The organism is Rhodoferax sp., assembly GCF_037143375.1.
Taxonomy (GTDB): Bacteria; Pseudomonadota; Gammaproteobacteria; order Burkholderiales; family Burkholderiaceae_C; genus Rhodoferax.
Window position 1 is genome coordinate 1 of record NZ_JBAWYV010000069.1, and the last position, 17,441, is coordinate 17,441.

At 59.5% G+C, this 17,441-nt stretch carries 14 protein-coding genes; 10 read left to right on the forward strand and 4 right to left on the reverse strand.

Features of this window, described 5'->3' with window-relative positions:
- Positions 1 to 101: 101 nt before the first annotated feature.
- From WCG50_RS11450 to WCG50_RS11465, 4 genes are all read right to left on the reverse strand, one after another.
- Positions 102 to 701 (reverse strand): HupE/UreJ family protein, encoded by a 600-nt coding sequence (locus WCG50_RS11450; protein ID WP_336899732.1) that lies wholly within the window; start codon positions 699 to 701, stop codon positions 102 to 104.
- Between the two features lie 123 nt (positions 702 to 824).
- Complete coding sequence (ureA, locus tag WCG50_RS11455) at positions 825 to 1,127, reverse strand: urease subunit gamma (protein ID WP_336899733.1); 303 nt, start codon at positions 1,125 to 1,127, stop codon at positions 825 to 827.
- A gap of 220 nt (positions 1,128 to 1,347) precedes the next feature.
- Positions 1,348 to 2,265 carry a response regulator transcription factor gene (locus WCG50_RS11460; protein WP_336899734.1) on the reverse strand — a complete coding sequence of 306 codons (918 nt, stop codon included), beginning with the start codon at positions 2,263 to 2,265 and terminating at the stop codon, positions 1,348 to 1,350.
- Positions 2,249 to 5,641, reverse strand: a complete 3,393-nt coding sequence (locus WCG50_RS11465) for an ATP-binding protein (protein ID WP_336899735.1) — start codon at positions 5,639 to 5,641, stop codon at positions 2,249 to 2,251. Before WCG50_RS11465 ends, WCG50_RS11460 begins: the two co-directional genes overlap by 17 nt.
- Positions 5,642 to 5,829: 188 nt before the next feature.
- On the opposite strand from WCG50_RS11465, the gene urtA reads away from it, so the two are divergent.
- The 10 genes from urtA to WCG50_RS11515 all read left to right on the forward strand — a co-directional run.
- Entirely contained in the window at positions 5,830 to 7,092 is a 1,263-nt protein-coding gene (gene urtA / locus WCG50_RS11470) for an urea ABC transporter substrate-binding protein (RefSeq protein ID WP_336899736.1), read from the forward strand.
- Positions 7,093 to 7,208: 116 nt separating this feature from the next.
- Positions 7,209 to 8,123 (forward strand): urea ABC transporter permease subunit UrtB, encoded by a 915-nt coding sequence (gene urtB / locus WCG50_RS11475; RefSeq protein WP_336899737.1) that lies wholly within the window; start codon positions 7,209 to 7,211, stop codon positions 8,121 to 8,123.
- A gap of 51 nt (positions 8,124 to 8,174) precedes the next feature.
- Complete coding sequence (gene urtC, locus WCG50_RS11480) at positions 8,175 to 9,305, forward strand: urea ABC transporter permease subunit UrtC (protein WP_336899738.1); 1,131 nt, start codon at positions 8,175 to 8,177, stop codon at positions 9,303 to 9,305.
- A gap of 16 nt (positions 9,306 to 9,321) precedes the next feature.
- A complete protein-coding gene (urtD, locus tag WCG50_RS11485; protein WP_336899739.1) occupies positions 9,322 to 10,065 on the forward strand; it encodes an urea ABC transporter ATP-binding protein UrtD in 744 nt (247 codons plus the stop codon).
- An 11-nt stretch (positions 10,066 to 10,076) separates the two neighbouring features.
- Complete coding sequence (urtE, locus tag WCG50_RS11490) at positions 10,077 to 10,766, forward strand: urea ABC transporter ATP-binding subunit UrtE (RefSeq protein ID WP_336899740.1); 690 nt, start codon at positions 10,077 to 10,079, stop codon at positions 10,764 to 10,766.
- Positions 10,767 to 10,810: 44 nt separating this feature from the next.
- Positions 10,811 to 12,043 (forward strand): formamidase, encoded by a 1,233-nt coding sequence (gene fmdA, locus WCG50_RS11495; RefSeq protein WP_336899741.1) that lies wholly within the window; start codon positions 10,811 to 10,813, stop codon positions 12,041 to 12,043.
- Between the two features lie 20 nt (positions 12,044 to 12,063).
- Complete coding sequence (locus WCG50_RS11500) at positions 12,064 to 12,408, forward strand: zinc ribbon domain-containing protein (RefSeq protein ID WP_336899742.1); 345 nt, start codon at positions 12,064 to 12,066, stop codon at positions 12,406 to 12,408.
- A 40-nt stretch (positions 12,409 to 12,448) separates the two neighbouring features.
- Positions 12,449 to 13,483, forward strand: coding sequence for an aliphatic amidase (locus WCG50_RS11505; protein WP_336899743.1), 1,035 nt, complete (start codon positions 12,449 to 12,451; stop codon positions 13,481 to 13,483).
- A gap of 44 nt (positions 13,484 to 13,527) precedes the next feature.
- Positions 13,528 to 17,115 (forward strand): ATP-binding protein, encoded by a 3,588-nt coding sequence (locus WCG50_RS11510; RefSeq protein ID WP_336899744.1) that lies wholly within the window; start codon positions 13,528 to 13,530, stop codon positions 17,113 to 17,115.
- The coding region (locus tag WCG50_RS11515; protein ID WP_336899745.1) for a response regulator at positions 17,105 to 17,441 on the forward strand (337 nt) is incomplete at its 3' end. The genes WCG50_RS11510 and WCG50_RS11515, both read left to right, overlap by 11 nt.

A 17,441-nucleotide genomic window follows, 5' to 3' on the forward strand; every position in this document is an offset into this window, starting at 1 on the left:
TGTTTTGCACCACCAGTTTGAGCGCGGGTCGTCCGGGGTTGAGGACGTGGTCGGGGCCGTTGTCAATGATGATTTCGCCAGGGGTCATGGGGGAGCTTTCGTTAAACCATTTGCAGCAGCAAGACGCCGCCTAGCAGCGTGACCGCAGCACCCGCCAATCTGGGCGTCCAGAGACTGCGCCGACGCAGCGCCAAGCCCAAACCAAGGCCGGCCATATGCAGCATCACCGTTGTCAGGAGCATGCCCGCCAGTGGCGCCCAAGTCTGTACCGAGCCTGCGAATTCAGTGCCATGCGCCACACCGTGAAAAAGGGCAAACACGCCCACCAAAGCAGCGGCCAGCGCGGTAGGCAACTCAGTTCGCAACGCCACCAGCAAGCCCAGCACCAGCAGCGAGGCCGCGATCATCGGCTCGACCGCGGGCAGATCCATGCCGGCCAGGCCGAGCAGGGCGCCGACCAGCAGCATGGCTGCAAAGGCCAGCGGGGCTGTCCAAAGTCGGCGGGCGGTCAGTGCGCTCCAGAAACCCACGGCCAGCATGGCGGCCAAGTGGTCCAAGCCCGTGAGCGGGTGCAGCAGACCCTCCCAGAACCCGAGCGTTGAAGGGGTGCCAACTTCAGTGCCTAAATGGGCGCTAGCCCAGGTAGAACATGCGCAAGCAGCTATAAAAACAATAGCTTTCAATAATTTTGCATTCATCATGACGGTCTCCGGTGAAGGGGTTGAGAGTGGCGTGCGCCGGCGTATCCACAAACGACCGCCAGCCCGCAAAAAATAATAATCAAAATCAGGGTTTTGTCTATGTCAAAGCAAGGGTTCAAACGGTCAAACAATCGGCTGATGCACCGTCACCAGCTTGGTGCCATCGGGGAAGGTGGCCTCCACCTGAATGTCGGGAATCATCTCGGCGATGCCGTCCATGACGTCGGCACGGGTCAGGATGGTGCGCCCAAAACTCATCAGTTGCGCCACGGTTTTGCCATCGCGGGCGCCTTCCATGACGGCGGCACTGATCAAGGCTAGGGCCTCGGGGTAATTGAGTTTCAAACCGCGGGCCTTGCGGCGCTCAGCCAGCAAGCCGGCGGTAAAAATAAGCAGCTTGTCTTTTTCGCGAGGCGTTAGTTCCATATCGTTTCACTTAATGCAGGGGTCATTAGCTCGTGCGGCCGCAAATGCGGACCAAACGCGAGGGGTAAGTTCCATAGGGTTAACCATGCAAAAGCCGTGCCGTGGTCAGGACCGACCGCTGTCTGCCAGTGCGCCTGCGCGCCAGCGGCTCCCCGATGCCTGGTTGGTGGGGTTGCACCAAAACAAGGCATCGCCAGATTCCTCTTTGTGGTGCATGGCGTCACAGCATGTGACCGAAGGCCAGCGCGGCGGCGGCGGCCCGGGTTTCCACCCCCAGCTTCTCGAAGATGTGCTCCAGATGCTTGTTCACGGTTCGGTGGCTCATGCCCAGAATGTCGCCAATGTCGCGGTTGGTTTTGCCCTTCGCCAGCCACGACAGCACTTCGGTTTCGCGCGGAGTCAGGGCCGCTTGGGCCAGGCGCGACGGCGCCACTTCGCTCGCACTGTGCTGTTCCAGCAGCAGCATGGTCTCTCCCATGCCGACCCGTCCCATATTGCGCACCGACAGTTGCAGGTGGCCCAGGTTCAGCAGCACCGGCTGCTGCTCGTCAAGCAAGACGGCGTTGAGCGAGTCTGACAAACGCCCATCGGTGGTGGTGCCGTCCACGCTTTTGAGCCACAAGGCGGCTTGGGGCGAGCGCCAGGCCAGGCGGCCCCGCGCATCGACCAACACCACGCCAAAACCGGCCACGTCCACCGCTTCCCGCGCCAGCCGGGTGATGTGGGCGTTGCGTGTGTGCGTTACCAGTCTGGCGACCAGTTCTGCGGCACGCAGCGGTTTCACCACGTAGTCCACCCCGCCGCAGGCAAAGCCTTCCAGCACATGCTGCGTTTCAGACAGTCCGGTCATAAATATCACCGGAATATGTGCCAGCACCGGGTCGGCCTTGATCAGGCGGCAGGTCTCAAAACCAGACAGACCCGGCATGACGGCATCCAGCAAAATGGCGTCCGGCACCACCAACTCCAGTCGCTGCAGGGCCGCTGCGCCGTCCCGGGCAACCAGCACGGTGTAGCCCTCGGCTTCCAGTGTGTCGCACAACATGCCCAGACTGCTGGGCGTGTCATCCACCACCAGAACCACAGGGCGGTGCGCAGCAGGTTTTTCGTCAGGTATCTCTTCAGGCTTCAATGTCATCTTCGTACTTCTTCAAGTGGTCCAGCAAGGACTCCAGTTCGCAGCGGCTTACAAATTCGCGCAGGTGTTGAACGTGAGCGGTCATGGACGGGTTTTCGGCGCTCAAGCGGTCCAGCAAACGATGCAGACCATGAACATGACCCAGCTGCACCAGGTGAATCAGCTCAGTCCGTGCGTCCTCGGTCAGTTGCCAACGGGCCTCGCCAGCTTGGGGCGTGATCGGCTCCACTGGCACCGATGCACCTGCGGCCTTCCACTCCAGGCCCAGGTGCCGCTGCAAGGCGGCCATCAATTCAGACTCCAGCACCGGCTTGCTGACAAAGGCCTGGCAGCCCGCCGATTTAAGCAAGCTGCTGTGGTTCTCAAGCACGTTGGCCGACACCATGATGATCGGCACCGAGGTGTAGCCCCGGCTGCGAATCTGCTGCGCCGTTTGCCAACCGTCCATGCCGTCCATGCAGATGTCGAGCAGGATGGCATCCGGCTGTTTATCGGCCAGGTAATCCAGGCATTCAAGGCCACTGGCCGCCTCGGTGATGGCAAAGCCGAGCGGCGTCAACATGCCAGCCAACATCTGGCGCTGAACTGGTTGGTCATCCACCACCAGCAGGGTTCGGCGTTTGCCAAAAAAACCAGCAATCTGCAGAGGTGGTTCAGCCCTTGGGCCGGGGTCATCAATCTCGCGCAGGTAGAGCCGCACGCTAAAGGTACTTCCAACACCCGATTGGGTTTGCAAGGACAGGTCGCCGCCCATCAGCGAGGTCAGCAAGCCCGTGATGGTCAGGCCCAGCCCGGTACCGGGCTCGCCGCGCCGTCGGCCCGCCGCACCCCGCTCAAAGGGCATGAAAATTCGCTCCTGGTCTTGTGGCTCAATGCCAATGCCGGTGTCCACAATGTCAAACCGGATCACATCGCTACGGCAATCCACATGCAGCGTGACGCTGCCCTGGTCGGTAAAGTGAACGGCATTGCTCAGCAGGTTGATGAGAATCTGGCTCAAACGCTTGGTATCGGCCTGCACCCAGGCTGGCATACGCCCACTGTGGGTATAAACAAATCGAACCCCACGCGCCTCTGCCTGCGGTCGCATCATGCTCACCAAACCGTCCAGAAAATCAGGCAGGGGCAATGGCGCCGTCTCCAGGCGCAAGCGCCCCGCCTCAATCCGGGCCAGGTCCAGCAAACCGTCCACCAACGCCAGCAAGTGCTCGCCACTGCGCTGAATGGTTTGCACCGCGTTGCGCGGCGCTTGGGTCAGTGCCTCGTTTTTGAGCAAAATTTGGGCGTAACCCAAAATGCTGTTGAGCGGCGTGCGCATTTCGTGGGTGACGCCCGCCACGTAGCGTGTTTTGGCCTGGTTGGCTGACTCCGCCAGGTCCTTGGCTTTTTGCAGTGCCGTGTCGGTGCGCTGATGCGCCTCGATCTCAACTGAGAGCAGTTGGTTTTGCCGGTTGGACTCGTCTTGCGCCATGCGACGGCTTTCACTGCCCAACACTACCAACCAACTGCACACCGCCGTGATCAGCAGCAACATGGCGAATACCTTGATAAACGCAGACCGCAGCATCGCGCTCTGATCCGCCGCCAGCACCCGCGCTGTTTCCTGGCTATAGACCATGCCCATCACCGCTGCCAGCAAGGCGCACAGCGACAAAGCCACCACAAAATAATGACCCACCCGAAAATTCAGGCGCCGTGACAAGGCCTGCGGCAACAACAAACCAAGCCAGTGTTCGACCTGTTCGCCCGCGCGCGAGCCGCGCTTGCAGCGGTCGTGGCAACGCGACTCCAGAGTGCAGCACAAAGAACAAATCGGGGCGTCGTAAACCGGACAACTGGCCATGTCGTCCGACTCGAATGTGTTCTCGCACACATGGCAGGTCACCTTTTGGCCCGCCCGGCCCTTGGCCTGTGGTTGGCGAGCGATGTAATAACGCCCTTGAGTGATCCAGGCCAACAGGGGCGACGCCAGCAGCGCCGTACCGAGCGCCATAAAGGGTGAAAAGGCGGCCGCTTGCGCGCCCAGGACGCCGGCGTAGCCGAGCACACCCATCCCCGCTGCCAGCAGCATCGCGCCCAGGCCCACCGGATTGATGTCGTACAAATGGGCGCGTTTGAACTCGATGCCGGGCGGGCTCAGCCCCAGCGGTTTGTTGATCAGCAGATCGGCCACCAGCGCCCCAACCCAGGCAACCGCCACATTGCCAAACAGGCCCAGCACCTTTTCAAGTGCCGAGAAAACCCCCAGCGTCATCAAAAGCAGGGCAATCGCCACATTGAACACCAGCCAGACCACGCGCCCGGGGTGGCTGTGGGTCAGTCGCGCAAAAAAGTTGGACCAGGCGAGCGACCCGGCATAGGCATTGGTCAGGTTGATTTTGAGTTGCGACAGCACCACAAACCCGACCGTCGCGGCCATCACCCAGGCCGGGTCGGCAAACACATAAGCGAATCCAGCCAGGTACATCTGGGTCGGCTCCACCGCTTGCGCCGCCGACAAGCCATGCTGCAGCGCCAGATAAGCCAGAAACGCACCGCCCAACATTTTGAGCATGCCCAGCAGCACCCAGCCCGGCCCGGCCAGCAACACGGCGCCCCACCAGCGCTTGCGGTTGGTCGGCGTTTTTTCGGGTAAAAACCGCAAAAAATCAACCTGCTCCCCAACCTGAACCACCAGCGAGAACGCCACCGTGGCGGCGGCCCCGAACATCAGCGGGTTGAATTCGCTGCTGCCCGAGGTGTGGCCGACCATGCCCGTGAAATCAAGAAAGGCCTGTGGCTGCTTTATCAGCACGGCCAAGTACGGCAACAGTAACAACGCGCCCCACAGCGGCTGCGTCCAGATTTGCAGTTTTGAAATCAGCGTGATGCCGCGCACCGCCAGCGGCACCACCAGCACGGCACTGATGACGTAGCACCAGGCAATCGGCAGGCCCAAGTACATCTGCAACGCCAGCGCCATGATGGCCGCCTCCAGCGCAAAAAATATGAAGGTGAAGCTGGCGTAAATCAGCGAGGTGATGGTGGAGCCCAGGTAGCCAAAACCGGCACCCCGCGTGAGCAAGTCCATGTCCACGCCGTAGCGTGCGGCGTAATAGCTGATCGGCAAGGCGGTGCAAAAGGTAATCAGTCCGACCGCCAAAATAGCCCAGAGCGCATTGGAAAAACCGTAGTTCAGCCCCATCGCACCGCCAATCGCCTCCAGCGCCAGAAAAGACACCGCGCCAAACGCCGTATTGCCCACGCGCCACTCCGACCACTTGCGAAAACCGCGTGGCGTGTAGCGCAGGGCGTAGTCCTCAATTGACTCATCGGCCACCCAGGCGTTGTATTCGCGGCGAATACGGAAAATTTTTTGTGCGCTTGCCTTGCTCAACTCGTTACTCCAGTCAAAAAGTAACAACGCAAGAAGTGAGCCTGCACTTTGGTGCATGGGTAGAAACCCGGTTGACAAAGTCGAACTACGTTGATTGACGTATTGGGTGTTGCGTTGTTTTTTTGGATGATTGAACTCAGACCAACACAAAAGGTTGGCACTTTATTCATCAACCGCTGGAGCTCACCATGTCAAACGACCATCGCGATTCCCCTCTCATTAACCGCCGCCGTCTGGTGCAGGGCCTGGCCGCTGCGCCTTTGCTGGCGGGCTTGCCGCTGTGGGCGCAAGCGCAACAGTTTCCAACCGCCAAGGTCAACACGACCAAGCTGGCGGTCACCGACACCGAAGTGACGGTGGGCCAGTTGCATTCAGCCACCGGCACCATGGCGATTTCGGAAACGGGTTCCATTCAAGCCGAGCAGTTGGCCATCGATCAGATCAACGCCATGGGCGGTGTGCTGGGTCGCAAGATCAAGGTCATCAAGGAAGATGGCGCCTCCGACTGGCCCACTTTTGCTGAAAAATCCAAGAAGTTGCTGGTCAATGACCGTGCCGCAGCCGTCTTTGGTTGCTGGACGTCGGCCTCGCGCAAAGCGGTGTTGCCTATTTTCGAAAAAGAAAATGGCATGCTGTATTACCCCACCTTTTATGAAGGTCTGGAGCAAAGCAAAAACGTGATCTACACCGGTCAGGAAGCCACGCAGCAAATTTTGTACGGCCTTGATTGGGCGTCAAAAGAGAAAAAGGCCAAAACCTTCTTCCTGGTGGGCTCTGACTACATCTGGCCCCGCACCTCCATGAAGATCGGGCGCAAGCACATCGAAGGTCACCTGCCAGCCGGTAGCAAAGTGGTCGGCGAAGAGTACTACCCCTTGGGCAGCACCAGCTTTAACTCCTTGATCAACAAGATCAAGGTCGCCAAGCCCGACTGTATTTTTATCGCCGTGGTGGGCGGCTCCAATGTGGCGTTCTACAAGCAGCTCAAGGCCGCTGGCGTCACCGCAGAAAAACAATTTTTGCTGACTATTTCCGTGACCGAGGACGAAGTTCTGGGCATCGGCGGCGAGAACATGAATGGCTTCTACTCGTCGATGAAGTACTTCCAGTCGCTCGACAACCCCAACAACAAGGCTTTTGTCGCCGCGTTCAAGGCCAAGTATGGCAAAGACGCCGTCATTGGCGATGTGACGCAAGCGGGTTACCTGGGGCCCTGGCTGTGGAAAGCAGCAGTTGAAAAAGCCGGTAGCTTTGATGTGGACAAGATTGCAGCGTCCTCCGCCGGTATCGAGCTCAAGACCGCACCGGAAGGCTACGTCAAGCTGCACGACAACCACCACTTGTGGAGCAAGGCCCGCATCGGTCAGGCCCAGGCGAACGGACAGTTCAAGGTGGTGTCAGAGTCCACTGCGTTGATCGAACCCAACCCATTCCCCAAGGGTTACCAGTAAGTAGGAAACCCTGCGCTGGGCGGTTTGGCCTTCACGGTTGAACCGTGCCAGCCAGGGGTTTCAAGTTAATCAACCTTCCTGGCATTCATGCCACGCGACCCGGATCGGAGCTCATCATGTCACCTTCTGAAATGCTCAATATCGGCCTGATGCAAGGCTTTGCCGGGCTCAGCCTGTTTTCGGTGCTGTTGTTAATGGGGCTGGGGCTGGCCATCATCTTCGGCCAGATGGGCGTGATCAACATGGCGCATGGCGAGTTCATGACCATCGGCGCCTATACGATTTATTTCTTCTCGCATTTGGCCGAGACCTACGCCCCCAAGCTGGCGCAGGCCTACTTTCCATTCGCCATTGTGGCGGCCTTTATTTTTGCGTTTGCCGTCGGTTGGGCCGTGGAGTGGCTGTTTATTCGCCACTTGTACCGACGCCCGCTCGACACCTTGCTGGCCACCTGGGGTTTGTCGCTGGGGATGCAGCAGATTTTCCGCACCGCGTTTGGCGCCAAAGAGGTGAGCCCCACGCTGCCCGACTGGTTGATGGGTTCCTGGTCGCCCGCCGCAGGGCTTGATATTCCTATCAATGGCATGCTGGTGATGGCGCTCACGCTGTTGGTCACCTGCGGGGTGTTGATGGCTTTGCACAAATCACGCTGGGGGCTGCGGGTGCGCGCCACCGTGTCCAACCGGATCATGGCCAACGCGATTGGCATCAACACCAGCAAGACCGACCGACTCACGTTTGCCATTGGTTGCGGCATCGCCGGGGTGGCAGGCGCAGCCTTTACCACCATTGGATCGACCGGCCCGACCAGTGGCTCGCTCTACATTGTGGATGCGTTTCTGGTGGTGACCTTTGGTGGCGCTGCCAGCTTGCTCGGCACTGTGGTGTCGGCCTTTGGCATTGCACAAACCCAGTCCATCGCCGAGTTTTTCATGGCCGGGTCCATGGCCAAGGTGCTGACCCTGACGCTGATCGTCACCATCCTGATGCTGCGCCCGCAAGGCCTTTTTGCCTCCAAGGTGCGGCGCTAGTCCGCCCCGGTTGAAGCCATCCTCCTCATCGACATTCAATTGGAGTCTCCTATGAACAACATCAAGCAATGGATAGACCGCAACAAATTGGGCAGCTTGCTGTTATTGGCAGGCGTGCTGCTGGTCTTTTTTCCGTTAACCCTCGACTTGTTCCGCCTGAATTTAGTAGGCAAGTACCTGAGTTACTCCTTTGTTGCCCTGGGCCTGGTGATGCTGTGGGGCTACGGCGGGGTGCTTAGTCTGGGCCAGGGGGTGTTTTTTGGTTTGGGTGGCTACGCCATGGCGATGTTTCTCAAGCTTGAAGCCAGCGACCCCATCACCACCAAAATTCAATCCACGCCCGGCATTCCAGACTTTATGGACTGGAATCAAATTACCGCCTTGCCGCTGTGGTGGGAACCGTTCCGCTCCTTTCCGCTGACCTTGCTGTTGATTCTGGTGGTGCCTACGTTGCTGGCCTTCATCATCGGCTACGCCATGTTCAAGCGCCGGGTAGGTGGCGTTTACTTTGCCATCATCACGCAGGCCGTCGCGCTGATTCTTACCGTGCTCATCGTGGGCCAGCAAGGCTACACCGGCGGCGTCAACGGCATGACTGACCTTAAAACCATTCTGGGTTGGGACACCCGCACCGACAGTGCCAAGTACATCCTGTATTACCTCACCGTTTTCTTGTTGCTGGGCTCCATCATGGTCTGCGCCTGGATCCAAAAGAGCAAGCTGGGGACGCTGCTGCTCGCCATGCGGGACAAAGAAGACCGGGTTCGCTTCTCGGGCTACGACGTGGCGATGTTCAGGGTTTTTGCCTTCTGCTTTGCCGCCTTTCTGTCCGCTATCGGTGGCGCAATGTTCACGCTGCAAGTGGGGTTTATGTCGCCTTCACTGGTAGGCATCGTGCCCTCGATCGAAATGGTGATCTTTGCCGCGGTGGGGGGGCGGATGTCCTTGGTGGGCGCAGTTTATGGCGCCTTGCTGGTGAACTTTGGCAAGACCTACTTTTCTGAGACCTTCCCCGATGTATGGCTGTTCCTGATGGCCGGCATGTTTCTCGGTGTGGTGCTGGCATTCCCGGACGGTCTGGCAGGCGTTTACACGCAACGCGTCAAACCCTGGTGGGTCAAACGCTGGGCGGCCCGCCAAAAGATAGCCAAACCAGATGGTTTGGCCGGCCAAAAAGCTTGAACCTTGGAGATCAGCCATGAAAAAAAATGATTTTGTATTGACGGTCGAAGACTTGACCGTGTCGTTTGACGGCTTCAAGGCGATTGACAACCTGAACCTCTACGTTGACCAAAACGAGTTGCGCGTGATCATTGGTCCTAATGGTGCTGGCAAGACCACTCTGCTGGATTTGATATGTGGCAAAACACGCGCCAGTACAGGCAGCATCAAGTTCAAAAATGACGAGATGACGGTATTGCCTGAGTACCAAATCGTGCGCGCAGGGATTGGTCGCAAGTTTCAGACGCCCTCCATTTATGAAAACCTGACGGTGTTTCAAAACCTGGAAGTTTCCTTTCCGCAGGGCCGAGGTGTGTTTGGCGCGCTGTTCTTCAAGTGCACCGATGAAGTCAAAAGCCAGGTGCAGTCGGTTGCGACCGAGATCGGTCTGGCAGGCCAACTGGGCATCGAAGCGGGCTTGCTGTCACACGGTCAAAAACAATGGCTGGAGATCGGCATGTTGCTGATGCAAGACCCCGAGTTGTTGATGCTGGACGAACCGATTGCCGGCATGAGCGTGCGCGAGCGTGAGCTGACGGCCGAGCTGCTCAAACGCATTTGCAAGGGCCGCGCCATGATTGTGATTGAGCACGACATGGAGTTTGTCAAGCGGATTGCCGACAAGGTGACCGTCATGCACCAGGGAAAAATCCTGGCCGAAGGTTCGATGGAAAAAGTACAGGCCGATCCCCGCGTGATTGACGTGTATTTAGGCCACTAAGGAGACAAACCATGTTGAACGTTACCAACCTTCATGTGAGCTACGGGCAAAGCGAGGCGCTGCGCGGCATCACCTTCAATGCCAACAAGAACGAAACGGTGGCCATCATGGGCCGCAACGGCATGGGCAAGACCACGCTGTTCAAGTCACTCATTGGCGTGTTGCCACTCAAGTCCGGCAGCATCACGGTGGACGGCAAAGACATCTCCAAAGACGAGAGTTATTTGCGGGTGGCCAAAGGGGTGGCCTACGTGCCGCAAGGGCGCATGATTTTTCCGACCCTGACGGTGGAAGAGAACATTCAAACCGGGCTGGAGAACGCCAGCCACAAGCAGATTCCTGAAGAAATCTATGCCTTGTTTCCGGTCTTGTTTGACATGCGCCGTCGCAGGGGCGGCAACTTGTCGGGTGGCCAGCAACAACAGCTCGCAATTGCGCGCGCCCTGGTGACCAACCCCAAAGTGTTGCTGCTCGACGAGCCGACCGAAGGCATCCAGCCCTCCATCATCAAAGACATTGCCAAGGCCCTCAACGAGATTCGCAAGATGCGCGAGATCACGATTGTGGTGTCCGAGCAGGTGCTGAGTTTTGCGATGGATGTGGCCGACCGCTTGTTCGTCATTGAAGGCGGGCAACTGGTCCACGAGAGCACCCGCGCTGAGACCGACACGGCGCGCATCAAGCAATTTCTTTCCGTTTAACTTTTGTATTTTTCGTCCCACCTCACCACTTCAGGAGATATGACATGACTGACACCCTTATCAAAGTTGATCTGACCAAGTCGCCCACCGAGAACGAGAACATTCACAACCGCTGGCACCCGGATATTCCGATGGCCTGCTGGGTCAAGCCGGGCGATGACTTTATTCTGGAAACCTTCGACTGGACCGGTGGCTTCATCAAAAACAACGACAGTGCGGACGATGTGCGCGACATCGACCTGAGCACTGTGCATTACCTGTCCGGCCCGGTGGGCGTGAAGGGCGCCGAGCCCGGCGATTTGCTGGTGGTTGACTTGCTCGATATTGGTGCCAAGCAAGACAGCTTGTGGGGCTTTAACGGCTTCTTCAGCAAGAAAAACGGCGGTGGCTTTTTGACAGACCACTTTCCGCAAGCGCAGAAATCCATCTGGGATTTCAAAGGCATGTTCACCAGCTCGCGCCATATTCCGGGCGTTAACTTTGCCGGTTTGATTCACCCTGGCCTGATCGGGTGCCTGCCTGACAAGGCCATGCTGGATATGTGGAATAAACGAGAAGGCGACTTGATTGCCACCGACCCCGATCGCGTTCCCGGTCTGGCCAATCCACCCTCGGCGGGCACTGCGCACATGGGCCGCATGACTGGCGAAGCCCGCGACAAGGCCGCCATGGAAGGCGCACGCACCGTGCCGCCCCGCGAGCACGGCGGCAACTGCGACATCAAGGATTTGTCACGCGGCTCCAAAGTGTTTTTCCCGGTGTATGTGGATGGCGCAGGCTTGAGCGTAGGTGACTTGCACTTTAGCCAGGGCGATGGCGAAATCACCTTTTGCGGTGCGATTGAAATGGCCGGCTGGGTCCACATGAAGGTCAGCTTGATCAAAGGCGGTATGGCCAAGTACGGCATCAAGAACCCGGTGTTCAAACCCAGCCCGATGACGCCCAACTACAACGACTACCTGATCTTTGAAGGCATCTCGGTGGATGAGGCCGGCAAACAGCACTACCTCGACGTGCAAGTGGCCTACCGTCAGGCCTGCCTGAACGCCATCGAGTACCTGAAAAAGTTTGGTTACTCCGGCGCCCAGGCTTATTCGATTTTGGGCACGGCCCCGGTGCAGGGCCATATCAGCGGGGTGGTGGATGTGCCCAACTCGTGCGCCACCTTGTGGTTGCCGACGCAGATTTTTGACTTCGACATCAACCCGAATGCTGCCGGGCCGATCAAGCACCTTGACGGTTCGATTGACATGCCGCTGTCGCCCGATTTGTTCTGACCCACCAGGAGTCACGCAAGATGCCTACCTACGACTATGCCTGCGCCCAATGTGGTGGATTTGAGGCGTTTCGCACGCTGTCGGCGCGCAACGAGGCTGCGGTCTGCCCGGTTTGCAGCGCCGCCTCGATGCGCGTGTTTGTCAGTGCGCCGCGTCTGGCCTTGATGGAGGACAGCACGCGCACCGCGATGGACGTCAATGAGCGTGCCCAGCATGAGCCCAAGCGCTCGGGCGACTACGCCCGGCTCAAACACCCAGCCGGTTGTGGTTGCTGTTCCACTTCGTCCAAACGGGGTGCCACGGTGACCGCAACCAATGGCAACAAGGCGTTTCCCAGCAAGCGGCCCTGGATGATCAGTCACTGAGTTTGGCCACTTTTTGGTCACTTTAAAAATCGAGGCTCCTATGATTCATGGTGATATATCAAGCAGCAAAGACACCGTCGGTGTGGCGGTGGTCAACTACAAAATGCCGCGTTTGCATACCCACGCGCAAGTGCTGGAAAACTGCCACAACATTGGCCGCATGGTGGAGGGTATGAAGAAGGGTTTGCCAGGGCTGGATCTGGTGATATTTCCGGAGTACAGCACCCACGGCATCATGTACGACGCGGCTGAAATGTACGAGAACGCGGCCACGGTGCCGGGCGCCGAGACCGCCATCTTTGCCCAGGCTTGCCGCAATGCCAAAGTGTGGGGCGTGTTCTCGCTGACCGGCGAGCGGCACGAGGAGCACCCGAACAAAGCGCCGTACAACACCCTGATTTTGATGAACGACCAGGGCGAGATTGTTCAGAAGTACCGAAAAATCATGCCCTGGACCCCGATTGAAGGCTGGTATCCGGGCGACCGCACCTATGTGAGCGACGGTCCCAAAGGCATGAAGGTCAGCCTGATCATTTGCGATGACGGCAACTACCCCGAAATCTGGCGCGACTGCGCCATGCGCGGGGCAGAGTTGATTGTGCGTTGCCAAGGCTATATGTACCCGGCCAAAGAGCAGCAAATCCTGATCTCCAAAGCCATGGCATTTGCCAATAACACCTACGTGGCAGTGGCCAATGCGGCTGGTTTTGACGGTGTTTACTCTTACTTTGGTCACTCTGCCCTGATCGGTTTTGACGGCCGCACGTTGGGAGAATGCGGCGAAGAAGAGATGGGCATTCAGTACGCGGCGCTCTCCAAGCACCTGATTCGCGACTTCCGGCGCAACGGACAGTCAGAAAATCATTTGTTCAAACTGCTGCACCGGGGTTACACCGGCGTCATTAATTCCGGTGAGGGCGACAAAGGTGTGGCGGCGTGTCCATTCGAGTTTTATGACAATTGGCTGCGCGACCCCGAGGCGGCGCGGCGCCAGGTGGAGTCGTTTACCCGCACCACCATTGGCACCGATGAAGCCCCGATTGACGGCATTCCGAATCAAAGCACGCTGACCTGAATCGCCCGCTGGGGGCCGTGGCATGAAAACTGCACCATGTTGGTGTGATCACCGACCTCCAGCTTGCTAGCAACACCGATGCCCTCCCCGACGCCACCCAGCGCGTGGTGAAGGTGCGCCGCGACTACAACGGCTGGGTCGCCAGCGAAACGATGGAAGATTACGCGCTGCGCTTCACGCCGCAGCGCTTTCGCAAGTGGTCCGAGTGGCGTGTGGCCAACACCGCTTTTGGGGCGGCCTCGTTCCTGATCCTGGAAGCGGTGGGCGCCACGCTGCTGGTGCAATACGGGTTTACCAATGCTTTCTGGGCGATTCTGGCCACCGGATTGATCATCTTTTTGGCCGGTTTGCCGATCAGTATTTACGCCGCCCGCTACGGCGTCGACATGGATTTGCTCACGCGTGGCGCCGGGTTTGGCTACATCGGCTCCACGCTCACCTCGCTGATATACGCCTCGTTCACCTTCATCTTCTTTGCGCTGGAGGCGGCCGTGATGGCCTACGCGCTGGAGTTGGCGCTGAACATTCCGCCACGCTGGGGCTATTTAATCTGTGCGCTGGTGGTGATCCCGCTGGTGACCCACGGCGTTTCCACCATCAGCCGCCTGCAGGTCTGGACCCAGCCGGTGTGGCTGGTGATGCTGGTGGTGCCCTTTGTGTTTGTGCTGATGCGCGATCCTGGTGCTTTTTCGGGTGTGGCGCACTACATAGGCGACAAAGGTGTGGACGCTGGTTTTAGTCTGCCCCTGTTTGGTGCAGCACTGACCGTCGGCATTGCGCTGATGACGCAAATGGGCGAGCAGGCCGACTACCTGCGCTTCATGCCCGCCAAAACGCCTGCCAACCGCAAGCGCTGGTGGTGGAGTGTGCTGGCCGGCGGGCCGGGCTGGGTCGTGTTGGGCGTGGTCAAGATGCTGGGCGGCGCGCTGCTGGCCTACCTGGCCATCAGCCACGCGGTTCCCTCAGACCGGGCGGTGGACCCGAATCAGATGTACCTGGCGGCCTATGAGTATGTGTTTCCGAACTACGGCTGGGCGGTGGCCGCCACCGCGCTATTTGTGGTGATCTCGCAGCTCAAGATCAACGTCACCAATGCCTATGCCGGGTCGCTGGCGTGGTCAAACTTTTTCTCGCGCCTCACGCACAGCCACCCGGGGCGCGTGGTGTGGGTGGTGTTTAACACGCTGATTGCGGGCGTGTTGATGGAGATGAACGTGTTTCAGGCGCTGGGCGATGTGCTGGGGCTGTACTCCAACATCGCCATCGCCTGGATGATGGCCGTGGTGGCCGATCTGGTCATCAACAAACCGCTGGGCCTGAGCCCGCCCGGCATCGAGTTCAAACGGGCGCATTTGTACGACATCAACCCGGTGGGCGTGGGGGCCATGGCGCTGGCCTCGGTGCTGTCGGTGACGGCGCATCTGGGTGTGTTCGGCCCCATGGCGCAGGCCTTCTCGGCGCTGATTGCGCTGGGCACGGCGTTTGTCACTGCGCCGTTGATTGCGTGGGCCACTCAAGGCAAGTACTACATCGCGCGCCGCAGCGAGGAATCGGCGCCTGAGGCCGTTGGCGTTTACCAGCCCTTGCAGCGCTACACACTCAAGCGCTGCGTGGTCTGCGAGCGTGAGTACGAAGGGCCGGACATGGCCCATTGCCCCGCTTACCAAGGCGCGATCTGCTCCTTGTGCTGCACGCTGGATGCCCGCTGCGGTGACATGTGCAAACCCCAAGCCAGCCTGTCGGCGCAGTGGTCGGCCACCTTGCAGTGGCTGTTGCCCCGGCGCGTCTGGCCGTATCTGGACACCGGGCTGGGCTACTTTTTGTTGCTGATGGCCGTCATCGTGCCGCTGCTGGCGTGCGTATTTGGCCTGCTTTACCACCAGGAATTGCGCACGCTGGGGATGATCGACAGCGCCGTGATAGAGGCCCCGCATGCCGCGCTGCGCTCGGGGTTTATCAAGGCCTACATGGCGCTGATCGTCATCGCCGGGTTGGTGGTCTGGTGGGTGGTGCTGGCGCACAAGAGCCGCCAAGTGGCGCAAGAGGAATCGAACCGGCAAACTCATCTTCTGATGCGCGAGATTGAGTTGCACCGGCAAACCGATGTGGCTTTGCAGACCGCCCGGCAGGTTGCGGAGCGGGCCAAGCTGGCCGCCGAGCAGGCGCGCCATGCGGCTGATCAGGCCAACCAGGCCAAGAGCCGTTACATCAGCGCCATCAGCCACGAACTGCGCACGCCGCTCAACAGCATCCTGGGCTACGCGCAGTTGATGGGTGAAGACGCCTCCATACCGGCGCACCGGCAGCAGGCGGTGAGCGTCATCAAGCGCGGTGGCGAGCATTTGCTCTCGCTGATTGAAGGCACGCTGGACATCGCCCGCATTGAGAGCGGCAAGCTCACGCTGAGCGCCAAACCGATGCACTTTGCATCGATGATGCAAGACATTGCCAGTCTGTTTGAGTTGCAGGCGCAGGCCAAGGGGCTGGCCTTTCACTATGTTGAAGACGGCACCTTGCCTGACGTGGTGCGGGCCGACGAAAAGCGGGTGCGCCAGATCGTCATCAACCTGCTGGGCAACGCCATCAAGTTCACCTTGCAGGGCCAAGTCACGTTTCGCATTCGCTACGCCCGCGAGATGGCCGTGTTGGAGATTGAAGACACCGGGCCAGGTTTGTCGGCCCAGGAGCATGAGCGCATTTTCGAGCCCTTTACGCGTGCCAACACGCCCGGTGCCGCTGCGCCCGGTTCGGGTCTGGGCCTGACCATCGCCAAGATGCTGACCGACCTGATGGGCGGCGAATTGACGGTAAAGAGCACGCCCGGCGTCGGCTCAATTTTTAAAGTGAAGCTGTTCCTGCCCGAGGTGCGCGTCACGGCGGGCGCGGTGGGGGCTTTGTCCTTGTCGGGCTCCTCGGCGGACCAGCCTTGGTCGTCGCCACGCAAGCAGCGCCTGGGCTACGAGGGAGCGCGGCGCCGCGTGCTGGTGGTGGACAACGAAGAGGCCGACCGCGAGTTGCTGATGCATCTGCTGCAACCGTTGGGTTTTGAGTTGCGCACCGCAGCCAGTGGCCACGATTGCCTGGACCTGCTGACCGCCGGCTACCAACCCGATGTGATCTTCATGGACCTGGCCATGCCCGGCATCGATGGCTGGGAAACCATTCGCCGCGTCCGGGCGCTGGAGCGCGAGCGCCATGGCCCAAGCGCTCCGGCCAGTATCGCCATCGTCTCGGCCAATGCGTTTGACAAGGGGCTGGACAACGATGTGGGCATTCCTACCGAAGACTTCATCCTGAAACCGGTGCGCCACTCCGAGTTGCTTGACTGGCTGACCTTGCGGCTGTCGCTCACCTGGCTGACGCCGGCGACGACCCCTGCGCAATCCAAGCTTGCGGCTTCACCCGTCACACCGGCAACGCTGGCGCTGGTGTACCCCGCACCGACCCAGTTGGACGCTTTGCGTGAGGTGGTGAGCCTGGGCTTTTACCGCGGCATCATCAATCAGCTCGACGAGATCGAGGCCAGCGAGCCACACTGCGCGCCCTTTGTGAGGGAAATGCGCCAACTGGCCCGGCAATTCCAGTTTGAGTCGATGGGCCAGCAATTGAACAAGGTTATTCATGAAAACTAAACACGCACTTCGTCCCTTGGACCTCACGCTGGACCGCGCCAACAGCGATGTGGTGCTGATCGTGGACGACGTACCCGACAACCTCGCGGTGCTGCACGACGCACTGGACGAATCCGGCTACACCGTGCTGGTCGCTACCCACGGCCAAGCGGCGCTGGACCGTGCCGCGCAGGTGCTGCCCGACATCGTGCTGCTGGACGCCATGATGCCCGGCATGGACGGTTTCGAAGTCGCCCGCCGCCTGAAAGCCAATGCGCTGACTTCGCACATCCCCATCATCTTCATGACCGGCCTGACCGAGACCGAGTACCTGGTGGCCGCGCTGG